13 protein-coding genes, 1 tRNA gene and 2 pseudogenes are annotated in these 13601 nt (G+C 32.4%); 4 read left to right on the top strand and 12 right to left on the bottom strand.

Annotated elements, in window-relative coordinates; all coding sequences use genetic code 11:
* Positions 1 to 19: 19 nt before the first annotated feature.
* Together DW1_RS03635 and DW1_RS03630 are read right to left on the bottom strand one after the other, a co-directional pair.
* Entirely contained in the window at positions 20 to 955 is a 936-nt protein-coding gene (locus DW1_RS03635) for an SPFH domain-containing protein (protein WP_074349269.1), read from the bottom strand.
* Entirely contained in the window at positions 955 to 1413 is a 459-nt protein-coding gene (locus DW1_RS03630) for an NfeD family protein (protein WP_242942429.1), read from the bottom strand. Before DW1_RS03630 ends, DW1_RS03635 begins: the two co-directional genes overlap by 1 nt.
* Positions 1414 to 1632: 219 nt before the next feature.
* Between DW1_RS03630 and DW1_RS03625 the strand changes: the two genes are divergently transcribed.
* A complete protein-coding gene (locus tag DW1_RS03625; RefSeq protein ID WP_074349268.1) occupies positions 1633 to 1980 on the top strand; it encodes a hypothetical protein in 348 nt (115 codons plus the stop codon).
* 48 nt (positions 1981 to 2028) lie between these two features.
* Here DW1_RS03625 and DW1_RS15115 read toward each other — a convergent pair whose 3' ends face one another.
* Positions 2029 to 2334 (bottom strand): hypothetical protein, encoded by a 306-nt coding sequence (locus DW1_RS15115; protein ID WP_083605518.1) that lies wholly within the window; start codon positions 2332 to 2334, stop codon positions 2029 to 2031.
* Between the two features lie 151 nt (positions 2335 to 2485).
* On the opposite strand from DW1_RS15115, the gene DW1_RS03615 reads away from it, so the two are divergent.
* From DW1_RS03615 to DW1_RS03605, 3 genes are all read left to right on the top strand, one after another.
* Positions 2486 to 3250: a YhfC family intramembrane metalloprotease gene (locus DW1_RS03615; RefSeq protein ID WP_159433541.1), complete on the top strand. Its 765-nt coding sequence runs from the start codon at positions 2486 to 2488 to the stop codon at positions 3248 to 3250.
* Between the two features lie 41 nt (positions 3251 to 3291).
* A complete protein-coding gene (locus DW1_RS03610) occupies positions 3292 to 3678 on the top strand; it encodes a DUF3887 domain-containing protein (protein ID WP_074349267.1) in 387 nt (128 codons plus the stop codon).
* A 64-nt stretch (positions 3679 to 3742) separates the two neighbouring features.
* Positions 3743 to 3982, top strand: a complete 240-nt coding sequence (locus DW1_RS03605; RefSeq protein WP_074349266.1) for a hypothetical protein — start codon at positions 3743 to 3745, stop codon at positions 3980 to 3982.
* A 16-nt stretch (positions 3983 to 3998) separates the two neighbouring features.
* Here DW1_RS03605 and DW1_RS03600 read toward each other — a convergent pair whose 3' ends face one another.
* From DW1_RS03600 to DW1_RS03565, 9 genes and pseudogenes are all read right to left on the bottom strand, one after another.
* A complete protein-coding gene (locus tag DW1_RS03600; protein ID WP_083605515.1) occupies positions 3999 to 5021 on the bottom strand; it encodes a nucleoid-associated protein in 1023 nt (340 codons plus the stop codon).
* 211 nt (positions 5022 to 5232) lie between these two features.
* Positions 5233 to 5308: transfer RNA gene (locus tag DW1_RS03595), tRNA-Lys, on the bottom strand.
* 121 nt (positions 5309 to 5429) lie between these two features.
* On the bottom strand, positions 5430 to 5711 hold the full coding sequence (locus tag DW1_RS03590) for a hypothetical protein (RefSeq protein ID WP_143474349.1): 282 nt from the start codon (positions 5709 to 5711) through the stop codon (positions 5430 to 5432).
* Between the two features lie 28 nt (positions 5712 to 5739).
* Positions 5740 to 6483, bottom strand: a pseudogene (locus DW1_RS15760) (oligopeptide/dipeptide ABC transporter ATP-binding protein); the annotation flags it as partial.
* Positions 6484 to 6876: 393 nt separating this feature from the next.
* Positions 6877 to 7305: pseudogene (locus DW1_RS15880) on the bottom strand (ATP-binding cassette domain-containing protein); the annotation flags it as partial.
* Positions 7298 to 8290 (bottom strand): ABC transporter ATP-binding protein, encoded by a 993-nt coding sequence (locus DW1_RS03580; RefSeq protein WP_074349263.1) that lies wholly within the window; start codon positions 8288 to 8290, stop codon positions 7298 to 7300. The pseudogene DW1_RS15880 and the gene DW1_RS03580, both read right to left, overlap by 8 nt.
* Before the next feature lie 13 nt (positions 8291 to 8303).
* Positions 8304 to 10163 (bottom strand): ABC transporter permease subunit, encoded by a 1860-nt coding sequence (locus DW1_RS03575; RefSeq protein ID WP_083605514.1) that lies wholly within the window; start codon positions 10161 to 10163, stop codon positions 8304 to 8306.
* Between the two features lie 15 nt (positions 10164 to 10178).
* Positions 10179 to 11165 carry an ABC transporter permease gene (locus DW1_RS03570; RefSeq protein ID WP_074349262.1) on the bottom strand — a complete coding sequence of 329 codons (987 nt, stop codon included), beginning with the start codon at positions 11163 to 11165 and terminating at the stop codon, positions 10179 to 10181.
* 189 nt (positions 11166 to 11354) lie between these two features.
* Entirely contained in the window at positions 11355 to 13268 is a 1914-nt protein-coding gene (locus DW1_RS03565) for an ABC transporter substrate-binding protein (protein ID WP_083605513.1), read from the bottom strand.
* Positions 13269 to 13601: the final 333 nt, after the last annotated feature.

The raw sequence follows: 13601 nt of genomic DNA, 5'->3' as shown, positions 1-13601 counted from the left end.
TGTGAGGCGCCATTGATTTTTATTTATTTTCATCATTATTTACTATTTCTTTCAGTGACATTGCAAGTCCTGCTAGATTTTGTATTTCAGAAGGAATAATTATCTTTGTAGCTTTTCCATCTGCAACCTTTGCAAGTGATTCTAAGCTCTTAAGAGCAATAACAGACTGGTCTGCTCCTGCTTCTTTTATCATCTTAATACCTTCTGCTGTTGCTTGTTGAACTTTTAATATAGCTTCAGCTTGACCTTCTGCTTCTCTAATGGCAGCTTCTTTCTTAGCTTCTGCTCTTAGAATGGCTGCTTGTTTTTCAGCTTCTGCTTCTAGGATAGCAGACTCTTTCTTACCTTCGGATACAAGAATTGCTGATTTCTTTTCTCCCTCTGCTATAAGTATAGATTCTCTTCTTTCTCTTTCTGCCTTCATTTGCTTTTCCATAGCATCTTGAATTTCTCTTGGTGGAATTATATTCTTTAACTCCACTCTATTTACTTTAATTCCCCATGGATCAGTAGCTTCGTCAAGTATTGAACGCATCTTTGTATTTATAGTGTCACGGCTAGTTAGAGTTTCATCTAGCTCTAAATCCCCTATTATATTTCTTAAAGTTGTAGCTGTAAGATTTTCAATTGCTGCAATAGGATTCTCAACACCATAGGTAAATAGCTTAGGGTCAGTTATTTGGAAAAAAACAACTGTATCAATTTGCATAGTTACATTATCTTTAGTTATAACTGGTTGTGGTGGAAAATCTGCAACTTGCTCTTTTAAAGAAACTCTTTTAGCTACTCTATCTATTAAAGGTACCTTGACATGCAACCCTACATCCCAAGTAGCTTGATATGCTCCTAGTCTTTCAACAACAAAAGCATATGCCTGTGGTACTATTCTAATATTTGTCATAATTAATATTAATGCAATAAAAGCTAAAATAATAATAGTTATAATTCCTCCCATTACGATTTCTCCCCCTCATTTTTTTGTTTTACTACTAGCTTTACACCTTGTATATCTACTATTTCTATAATATTACCTTCGGTGATCTTTTCATCACTGAAGGATTTTGCTGACCATATCTGCCCAGCAACTTTAACCTGTCCTGTCCCTTGAATATTATCAATTTCTTTTATAACAATTCCCGTCTTTCCCTTTATTGTCTCAGCATTAGTTTTTGTGTGCCCTATTTTAAGAAATTTTTGTGCAATAGGTCTTGTAAAATATAGAAGCACACTTGAAGATACTAAGAACACTACAATCTGTACCCATAATGGTGTTTCAAATAATGAAACTACCCAAGCTATTAAAGCACCTATAGAAAACCATATAGTAGCTATGCCAAGGGTTATAGCTTCAATAAATCCAAAGGCTACAGCTGCTATGAGCCATAACATACTATTAGACAGTTGAAACTCCAAATTTTAGCCCCCTTTCAACTTAGTGAATAATTTTTATCTCTATATTTATAATATACCACACTTAAATAGGATATAACAGAGTTTGACTAAATAATAACAAAAAATATTGGTAAAGTAATCAAAATTATCAATTATTTATAGTATATATTAAATTTCAAATTGCAGATAATAAATGTGTAAGTGAATAGCTTACGAAAACTATACTTGGAGGATGAGCTAATGAAAAAATCTATAGGTAGAATTCCTAATCTGCAAAATTCTCAGTCTGTAAACCAAGGTGAGCTCCAAAGTGTCAGACAAAAAATAAACAATAACATGAATCAGGGCTTCACAACTGGTTTAGTATCAAACACCATGCCAAACCTAAATAATTCTACTTCAGTAGGCTTTGGAGAAATGAACTATATAAAGCAAAATATGAACAATACTAACTCATTTGGCATGGGTATAACATCAGGTATGGTGCCCACGTTAAGTAATTCTACCTCAGTAGGACAAAATGAACAACAAAAGGTAAGACAAAAAGTACAAAACTCTAACAGCTCAATCTCTAATAGGTTTTATTAATCAACAAACTTAGCCCTCTATCTCAGGGGGCTTTTTTCGAATAAAAACCTAAAATGTGGAAAAACACCCAGCCAAAAGAATGCCCAAAGCTAATCCGATTCCTACAATTATTAATGAAGCTTTACCATAATTTTTAATGTTTTCATTTTCTACCCCAAGTGCCATAATGAAAAATGAAATAATATTAATCACTGGAATTGCAGTGAGTATTAATATAACTATCCATGTACCAATAGAAACAACTTCTTCTGTTCCTCCTCCCCTGTTGCCTGTACCGTAGTAGTTTTGATAATGCTTTTGATTATAGTTTTTATTTGAAAATCCCGCTGGATCATTTAAGTTATGAAAACTCATATAATTCCCCCTCATAAAATAGTATATATATTTAATACTATTCTATAATTAATTCTAGATTTCCTTTAAATTACTTTTTATTATATAATATATTTTAGATTTGAGCTTGAAGAGCATTACTGTTATAATGTAGGTATAAAATGTAAACGAGGTGATTGTTATAGTCCGTAGCTTATCTATTGTTTTTATGTTTACTTCTCTTTTTTTGTCTATAGGTTTTCCTGTAGGTCTCGTGGCTTATTTTTATAAAAAAGAAAAAATTTCTATTAAAGCCGTACTTATAGGTGCCTTAATGTTTTTCATATTTCAAGGTTTAATCAGAGTACCAATCATAAATTTTATTTCATATAAGTCATGGTACCAGTCATTTGTATCAGATAATATGGTAGTAGCTGTAATAATACTAGCCTTTACTGCTGGGCTTTTTGAAACTGTTGCAAGATATTTAGGTCTTAAATTCATGTTAAAAAAAGAACTAGATAGGAAAAATGGTCTAGCATATGGAATTGGTCATGGTGGAATTGAGGCAATATTGTTAGTTGGTCTTTCATATGTAGCAAATATATTATTTAGCTTCCTAATAAATGCAGGTGAAAATGTAGACATTTCGATATTATCTCCATTAATAACTACTCCACCAAGCTTGTTTTTAGCTGCAGGCTTAGAGCGTGTATTTGCTATATTATTTCATATTGCTGCAGCTCTCTTAGTCACCTATGGTATTATGAAGGACAAAAAAGTTTTTATATTACTTAGTTTGTTATTACATTTCTTACTTGACGGAGTAGCAGGTATACTTCAAATGCTAGGTGTTTCTGTTTGGATTATTGAATTATGGATTGCTTTTGTTGCCTTTTTAAGCCTTTTATTTATTATTAAATCTAAGAAAATTTTTGCTGCTAATAATAAAGAATAATAAAGGAGATGAGCAAAATAAAGATAATTAATAAATTTATTTTGTCTATTATTATAATTTCTTTGGCATTCTTTCTCATAGGATGTGCTGGTCAAAAAGTTGAAAAAATAAGTATAGATGAAGTCAAAGACTATGCAGATGCTGCTGCAGAAAGAATTTTTATAGGGATTAGCAAAGAAGATTATAACTTGTTTTCAGAGGATTTTGATGAGCAAATGATCAGTGCCCTTACAGAACAAAAATTTAAAGAAATAGTAAAGCAGTTAGGGAAATATGAATCTAAGGAAATAATTGGAGCAGATAGGGTACAAGGTTATACTAGAGTCCATTACAAAACAAAGTTCTCTAAAATTTCTAGAGAAGTGCTGTTTACAGTTGTATTCTCAGAAGCCGATGAAATGAAAGTATCAGGCCTATTTTATAAATAAATTAGATTGAACAAAAAATCCTTTGTTTTGGTTTATTGTTCTAGAATGAGTTGGGGGATTTTAGATGGCAAATGATAAACAGTTAACAATTTATGATTTTATAGAAAAAGCAAAACAGGTTGATACAAGGGAAATTCCTAGAAATATTAAACTTAAACGTGGTCAAAGCTGGTGTCCATACTGTAATAACATAGTTATATTTATTAAAGATAAAAGATTAAAGGTAAGAAAGTGCCCTATTTGCGGGATTTCTGAAAATGATTTTTGGGTTAAGAAAGTTAATAGAAAGAACTCAGGGGGGTAATTTTCCCCCTGAATAATTATTTATTATTCGTTATTTTACCTATATTCTTTATTAAAATAGAAATTGTGCCATCTAAATTATTAATAAATTCAATCTTATCCCGATTTCCATAATATTCAACAGGCAGGCTAATCTCAACTCCTGTATCAGTTTTTATTTTCTGTTTTCTAAAGTTTCTCTCTACGATTTTTTCATTTTGAATAGGAATAATTTTTTCTTGTAATCCAGCTTTTTCAACATGAGCTATGTATTCCTGTTTTAATTCAGTGCTTTCTCGAAATACTGCTTTAGCCACATCTTCAACATTTATTGCTTCATTTTCTATTATGCTTTCAACTACGGCTTTTTTTATTTCTGCATGAACTACTGGGTCTTCATCAAAATAAGTTTCGCTAAATTTTTTGGTTGCCTTTGTGAATATCTTTACTTTTTCATTTAGAGATATGTCACTGCTACACTTCAAAAACATGGTTGAAAAATAATATATTTTTTCTTCATTTATTGTGTGCTTCTTCTCGTGAACTTTCAATGAAAAATCCTCTAGACTAATAATGGCACATTCATCTATTTTCTGACCTATAGATGGCAAAGCAGTTCTTTGCTTGATTATTGAATTTAACATTCCGCTATTTGTTGCTTCAACATGATGTATGTATGAATGTTTATAGTTAAGCTTTAGTATGCCCATATGCATTACATTTTCTAAACTAAATAAGACAAATATCACATCTGCTGGTGGAATCTCTACATTCTCGTACATTATTTTGAACAGAGCATTAGCCATAATAGTAGTTCCTTCTAAGAAATATCCATCTTCTTTTAATACTTTCCCACAAATTGCTTTTATACTATTGTCTTCTTCAATAAAAGTTGCAGCCTTCATGTTATCGTCATTAACTATTTTTTCTATATGTTTTCCCACGAATTCAACAATATCATCATTTAATTGACTTTCAACTTCTGATAAAACAGGCATTTGTAAATTACTATCTAGTATATGTACGACTATTTTCTTAATATTTATATTTTCTACAGACACCGTATCATACCTTTCATTTGATTATAAGGATCAGTTCCTTGAATTATATAGTTCTCATAGTAGTAGTTCAGTATATATTATATCATTTCTAGATAATATTTCTAAACAAAATTAACATAACTAACTTTTTTCTTCAATAAATAATAAACAAAATGAGAAAAATAGCACAAAAAAGACCTGTAGAAAACTTCTACAAGCCTTGATTTCACTATGGTGCATCTTCAGGGACTCGAACCCTGGACCCACTGATTAAGAGTCAGTTGCTCTACCAGCTGAGCTAAAGATGCAAATTTCACTACAAAAGATATTATACTACTAAAAAATAATTTTGTCTAGAGGTATTTTTTTGATTTTGGATTAACTCAAACAATCAACCACTCATGCCGAGTGGTTGATTGTTAATGTGATTCATTTAATAGCATTAAAGCTTGGAAACACCAGAATAAGTATAATAATCAAAATCAGAAATATTGGTCCAAAAACTATTAGTGAAGATATTAATATACCAAGAATGTCTCCCTTTTCTAGTTTTGCATCATTACTTTCCTGAGCTTTCCATTCAGCCTTTGGATCGTAAGCATATAGATCTGAATTGTCTTCTGAGAATTTATCTGCAGACTCACTATTATTTTGTCCTGGATTACTCTTCTCTCTAAGCCAATTCATTGCACGATCTATTTTTCTTTGCAATAGCATAGAGCATCAAAGCCTTTCTCTATTATTCATCCTTAGTATTAAGCCTGTGGTGACATGCTACAAAGTGGTTAGGTCTAGCCTCTTCAAATACTGGCGTAACCTTTTTACATATATCTGTAGCATATTTACATCTAGTATGGAATTTACATCCTGAAGGTGGTCTTATTGGACTTGGTATATCTCCTTCAAGGATTTCAATTTTCTTTTTATTCTCAACATCAGTTGTAGGTATAGCAGAAAGTAATGCCTCTGTATAAGGATGCATTGGATGAGCATATAGCTCCTCAGTATTGGCAAGTTCTACTATATTACCTAAATACATAACTCCTACTCTATCGCTAATATATTTAATAACACTTAAGTCGTGTGAAATAAACAAGTAAGTTAAATCATCTTGCTCTTTTAAATCTAATAGTAGGTTGATAATCTGAGATTGTATTGACACGTCTAGTGCAGATACAGCCTCATCACATACTATGAACTTAGGTTGAAGTGCAACAGAACGCGCTATTCCTATACGTTGTCTTTGACCACCAGAGAATTGATGTGGATAACGGTGAATAAAATATTGTGCTAGTCCACATTTTTCCATGGTCTCTAATAAATAATCCTGTATCTTTGGATCATTCTTAGAAAACATCTTGTGTGCATATAGTCCCTCAGAGATAATCTGTCCTACTGTTAATCTAGGATTCAACGAAGAATATGGATCTTGGAAAATTAACTGCATATCCTTACGTAGTATTCTCATTTCTTCTTCAGTAAGTCTAGCTAAGTTAATTCCTTTATCCTTATAAGACTCATATTTTTCAAAGTCAGGATGTTCTCTATATTTATTCAACATACTGCTAATCTCTAAACGTATAGATTCTAATTCTTTTTCTATTTTGCCAAGTTCATTTTCATTATCTTTAATCTTCGCTAAAGAACCTGATAATTCACTATTTATCTCTGAATCTTTTTTTCCTTTTTCTTTAAGTTGAGCCTTTGCTCCTTCTAGTTTTATTTTCTCTTCGTTAATTTTATCTCTAAGCTTTCTAGCTTTAATACTAGTTTCAAATTCTTTAACTAGAATCTTAGAGATAGGTTCCAAATCATCCTCTAATATAAATCCACCAATTAATTGTACTATATCAAGGAATTTGTTTCTAGCTTCTTTTTCTGCAATACGAAGTTTCTCTAAAGCGTTATATTTTTCATCACCTTCTTGAAGTGATTCATAGTTTTTTCGAGCTTCTTCTTCTTTTTTTCTTAGTTCATTTAATTTGCGTCGTTCTGACACTAGATTATCTAATGTGTTTAAAACATATACAGGTGCTATTTCATCAAGTTCCCTACCATAATACATGGTACGTCCATCTGTTTGTTGGTATAGCTGTAAAAGGCTACGACCCAAAGTAGACTTACCGCAACCACTTTCACCAACTAGACCTAAGGTCTCTCCTTCATAAATATCTAAAGATATATCATCATTAGCTCTTACATATAGTTGCTCTTTTTGAAAGAAAGATGATTTTTTAACAGGAAAATACTGTTTTAAGTTTTGAATTCTAATTAATACTTTTTTATCATTTTCCTTTTTAACCATTGGATCTCACCCCTTTCTTAGGATAGAAGCAACGGATTTCATGGCCATTTTCAATAGTTGTTAATTTTGGCTCTTCGTTTTGGCATTTATCTGTTGCGTATTTACACCTAGGAGCAAATTTACAGCCCTTTGGTAAATTCAAAGGATGTGGTACCGCGCCTGGTATTGCCTCTAGACGAACTCCTGTAGGTGTATCCAATCTTGGAATAGAAACCATAAGTCCTTCAGTATAAGGGTGAGAATAAGGACTAGTAGTTCCAAATATTGTTTTAACAGGTGCCTTTTCTACTACTTGACCACAATACATAACAGCTACGTCATCTGCCATTTCATTTATAACACCTAAGTCATGTGTAATAAATAGGATAGAAGTTCCTATTTTAGCCTTTAATTCATTCATAAGTTTCAAAATCTGTGCCTGTATAGTAACATCTAGAGCTGTTGTAGGCTCATCTGCTATTAAAAGTTTTGGTATACAAGCAAGTGCCATAGCTATCATAACACGCTGTCTCATACCACCTGAAAGTTGATGAGGATATTGTTTTGCAACAGCTTCAGGATTTGGTATTTTAACAAGAGATAGCATTTCTACTACCTTTTTAGCTGCTTCCTTTTTTGACATGCCTTGGTGTATCATAAAAGGTTCTGAAACTTGTCTCTCTACTGTAAATACAGGATTTAGAGAAGTCATAGGTTCTTGGAAAATAACTGATATGTCATTTCCTCTTATTTTTGCCATATCACGAATTGATACATTTTTAAGGTTTCTTCCATTAAACAGAATCTCACCTTTGTGTATATAACCATTTCCATCTAAAAGCTTAATAATACTCATTGCTGAAACACTCTTACCACTTCCACTTTCTCCAACAATGCCAAGGGTCTTTCCAGCTTCGACAGAATAGGATACACCGTTTACTGCTTTTACTGTTCCTCTTTTTGTTTCAAAATAAGTGTGCAGATCTTTAATTTCTAATAGTGCCATCTACTCTCCCCCCTTAACGTTCTTGAGATCTTGGGTCAATTGCATCACGTAAGCCGTCACCTATTAGGTTTATACAGATAACACATATACCTAATACGATGGAAGCAAATACCCATCTCCACCAGTAATTCTGGATTACGACACTGTTGTTTGCTCCAAAAAGCATATTTCCCCAAGTTGGATGTGGTGCTTGGACACCAAAACCTAAATATGATAAAGATGATTCAGTTAGCATACTAGTTGCAAAGTTCAAGGTTGCTGATACAAGTATAATGGAAATAACATTAGGTAATATATGTTTAAAAATAATATTAGCTTTTTTGATACCTAATGACCTTGCAGCCACAACATATTCTTGCTCACGAACTGAAAGAACCTGTGCACGAACCAGTCTCTGTAGTCCAGTCCATGATAATAATCCTAAGATAACCATAATCAAGACTATCCTTTGTGTAGATGTCAAGGAATTTCCTATTAATGCAGATAAAATCATTGCAAACGGCAAAAATGGTAACGCTGCTACTACTTCTGAAAGTCTTTGTAATACAATGTCTACCTTACCTCCAAGGAAGCCAGATAAGCTACCTACTATTATTCCTATAACTGTGGAAATAATTACTGCAACTGCTCCTATAGTCATAGACATACGTCCACCATTTAATAATCTTGTAAATATATCTCTACCCAAGTCATCTGTTCCACATAAATAGCCCTTCAAACCCCAAGTAATGATTTTACCATCCTTGGTAATCCCATAGTTTTGGTAGAAGCCAGTGTAAACTCTATCCATATCTGCTTTTTTCACTTCTTCAGGAACTACTGTCTCATTATAGTAGTTTGAACCCCAAGCGAGTACATTTCCCTTTTCAGTTACTGCAGTATAATGATATCTTCCACCATAAATTGATACGATTTTTTCATCCGTTTGAGGTACATCAGCTTCTCCTTTAGTCACATTACCCCAAACAATCACTTTTCCTTCATCATTTAATGCAGCCATGGTAGAAGCTGTAGCAGCAATATCTACAACTTTTCCCATATTACTTGGTACTGTGGAATAACCATTTTGTTGCATCCCTAAATAAACAACTTGACCATCAAAAGTTAGTCCTACTGCTGCATCTGCAGTAACAGCTATTTTTTGTAGTTGTCCTTGGTAAGGATGGAACTCATTATAATCATTATTCATTTGGTTACCAAAAAAGATACTTCTGCCATCTTCTGTTAGCACGATTGAACATTGATAACCCGCATATATATCTTTAATATTTTTAAGATAGCTAACTTCCATAGGAATATTAGCCTGTTGTTGACGATTACTACCCCAAGCATAGATCTGCCCTTGGTCATTCATAACAAGAACATGATCAAACCCAGCAGCTACTTTTTCAACTTTACCAAAATTTATAGTTTTATTTGACTCATCTTGGGGTAAATTTCTAATATCAATAACACTACTAACTTTAGTCTTACCCCATATATGAAGTTTGCCATCTTTTGATGCAGCTACAGAAAAAGTAGGACCTACTGATATGTCTGCAACATTTCCCTGTAATGATTCTGGGAATTTCATAATATCAAAGCCAGGAGCAACATTCTGTTGAGATGTTTCTAAAAAGGATAAATCAATAGGTTTAATTAATGGACCTATCATAACAGTTATAAAAATCAATAAAAATACGACTAGCCCAGTCATAGCAACTTTATTTTCCCTAAAAGTTCTGATAACTGTTCGCCAAGGACTTTGAACCTGTTCCTCCTCTAATATGGATAGTTCTTTCCTTTTTCCAAAAAGGTTAGAAAAGAGGAGGCTAAAAAAGCTTTTCTTATTTTTATTGTCTTTATTATTTTCATTGAGTTGTTTAACAGTCATTGTTTTTACCTCCCCCTATTTATTTACTCTGACACGTGGGTCTACAATACCATAGCTAAGGTCTGATATAAGGTTACCAAGTAAAGCAATCAACATATAAAGTAATTGTATCGCCATAACCACATTATAATCCTGATTATTCAATGAGTCTATCAGTAGTTTACCTAGCCCATTTAGATTAAACATTCTTTCAATAATTAAAGATCCATAGAATATACTCATAAACCAACCTATTATCAGAGTTACAACAGGAAGAAGTGCATTTCTCCAAGCATGTGAGAATATAACCACCTTTTCCTTTAAACCTTTAGCTCTTGCTGTTTTTATATAATCCATACTTAGAGCATCAACCATTGCAGCACGTACATATCTTGTGATTCCACCAAGAGAACCTATAGTCATAACCATCAACGGAAGAGCTAAATGTTTCATTGTATCCTTAAATGCTTCCCACTGTGTACCTTGGAAATTAGGAGTTTTCATACCACTAACTGGGAACCATCCAAGCTTAACAGCAAATGCATAAATAAATAATAATGCAAAAATAAACACTGGGATACTGTATCCTATTATTGTTAATACTTGTACCACTTTGTCAAATGCGGAATTTTTCTTTACAGCACAGAATATTCCCAAGGGTATAGTTAGCCCAAGCCCTATAATTACAGAAAAAATGTTAATAAATATTGTGGTACTAAGAGGAGTACTTAGAATCTTACTTACAGGTTGCTTATGAACTTGAGACATTCCTAAGTCTCCTTTTAGTAATCCCTTAGCCCAGTTGCCATATCTAACAATTAGTGGGTCGTCTAATCCAAGTCTCTGTCTAGCTTGTTGATATGCTTTTTCATATTCACCAGGCTTCAATGTAGCCTTTAAAGCCTGTACCTCTGCTCTAGCAGGGTCACCTGGTATCATATTGTACAAGGTGAACAGAATAACAGACATGATTGAAAATACAAATATCATATATATAATTCTTTGGAAAGTGTATTTTATCATTTTATTACCTGCCTTATTCGAATTTTATTATAGTCTTATTAAAAATTTTAATTATATAAACTTGTACTCACATATTAGTCCTACTAAATAATTAATTTTTCGAAATAATTATGTTTAATTTAAGAAATAGGGTATATATATACCCTATTTCTTGAGTTATTAATTGCTATAATTTTAGTTTTCTATAACTTATTCAGTTACATAAGAGTAAAGAATTGCTTTAGATATTTTTATAAGTGGATTCATATTATAATCTTTTAACTTATCATTGTAGAAGTCATGATAAATATTTGAATAAAGTGGTAGATCAGGTAATAATTCATTCCATCTATCAACGAAGCTAACAAATTTTTGCTTAAATCCTTCTCTATCCTGTGGATCAGTTAGTACCATTGCTTTAGAAAGTTCTTCTAATTCATCATCAAATATAAAGTTATCATTATATCCAGCCTCAACCATGTTTGGATCTTGTGTATAGAATGTACTCATATCATAAATAGGTGTAAAGCCTGAAGCTAGGTTAAACATTCCGTAAGTTGGTACAGCATATTTAGGATCTTTTGAGCTTTCACGGTATAAGTAATTTAATAACTCATTAAAAGTCATAACTGTTTCATTAATTTGAATACCTGCTGCTGCTAAGTCTGGGTTTTCAACTAGTTTAACTACTAATAATTCTGATACCTCATTACCACTAGAAGCCCATTCTATAATAAGAGGCATTAATGTTCCATCATCTAACTTCTTGTAACGGATTCCACTTTGATATGGATTACCATCCTTGTCTAGATTCCAGCCACCTTGATCTAGTACTTCTTTTGCCTTTTCAAGACTATATGAATATTGATTTAGTTTTTCGTTTAATTCACTTTTTGTTTCTTGGTAGAACCACATTGATTCACCGTAAGGTCCATTAACTACTGAACCAAAACCACCAGTAAATGATTTAGCAAAGTCGTTTCTGTCTAAAAGGTATGCAAGTGCTTGACGAACCTCAACAAATTGAGTTGGTCCAAAGTCACATTGGAATTGAATCTTACCATATCCAGAACGTGGATAAGCTGTGTAAGCAATTCCTCCCTTATCAACAAGGTCAAGACCTGCATTGATTTCAACACCACTTCCTATTCCAGATAATAAATCTACATGCCCAGTTGCTAACTCATCCATTGAAGTCTCTGCATTAACTAACTTATAGATAACTGTTTTAATTCTAGGTTTTTGACCAGTATAGTCCCCAATGTACTTGTCGTTTACCTCTAAAACAGCTGTTTTAGATGATTCGTCATAAGAAACAATTTTATAAGGTCCTGTTGCTGGGTAATCAGAAGTTCCAAATCTAGCTACATCCCATCTTGATTTATAAGCTTCAGTCGTAAAGTTGTCAGAGAAGTAGCAGCCTTCTCCATCATCTTTTATAGTAACTGTTTCATCAGTCCAATAAGATAATTTAGTAGGACCAACGCTTGCACTTGCTAACTCATAAAAGTTTGGAAGTCTTTCTGCTGAAATAGTAACAGAGAAAGTTTTATCATCAATTAATCTAACACCTGAGAATACTTTTGATTCACCTGAGTTAAAAGCACTGTAACCTTCAAGGTCATAACCGTAGCTAGCTTTCGCTCCATCTGCTTGAATTTGTGGTGAAGACCAGAACATAACAGATGCTACGTAATCAAATGCTGTAATTGGAGAACCATCAGAATATGTTAAACCGTCCCTAATAGTCCAAGTATATGTCTTTGAACCATTTGGATTTTCTGTAACATCATACTTTTCTACTACAGTTTCATTAACTAAATACTCTCCCTCAAATGTCATGTCAACTGTAGAATAACTTGTAATAAAGTTATAGATATCATAATCAGCTGCATTATTTGTCCAATATGGTACCCAGTCACCTGATAATTCAGTTGCATTACCAATTATAATTTGTCCCATTGGTTCGGTTGGTGCTTGAGTTCCACTTGGAGTATCTGTTTGAGTTGGAGTATCTGTTTGAGTTGGAGTATCAACTGTTTCTTCTTTTGGAGTACATCCAACTAGAAATGCTGAAAATGATAAAGTCAGCACTAGTAATAAAACTAAACTTTTTTTCATCATTATTTTTCTTCCCCCTTAATTGATTATTATTTATTTTAAAAGCAGATATGATAAATCATATCTCTCTTAAAATCTATTAATATGTACTGAGTAGTAATTTAATGCTTGTCTTATATAAAATAATTTAATGGATATATTTCCCTAAATAAAAAAAATACTATCTACCAACTAATTATCATAGTAAATAAATTTTTTGTTACCTAGCATAAGCCTATTTGCTATGTTAGTTAGGCTTTTCTATATTCTAATATATAATACAGAATATTTCAACTTGTTTTTTTATAGTTTGTCTAGCAATGTTGAATTTTAAACATTTTTACGTGTAATAAAATT

Source organism: Proteiniborus sp. DW1 (assembly GCF_900095305.1).
Lineage (GTDB): Bacteria > Bacillota > Clostridia > Tissierellales > Proteiniboraceae > Proteiniborus.
Note: the sequence above shows the minus strand (reverse complement) of the source record. Positions and strands in the feature narration are given on the sequence as shown.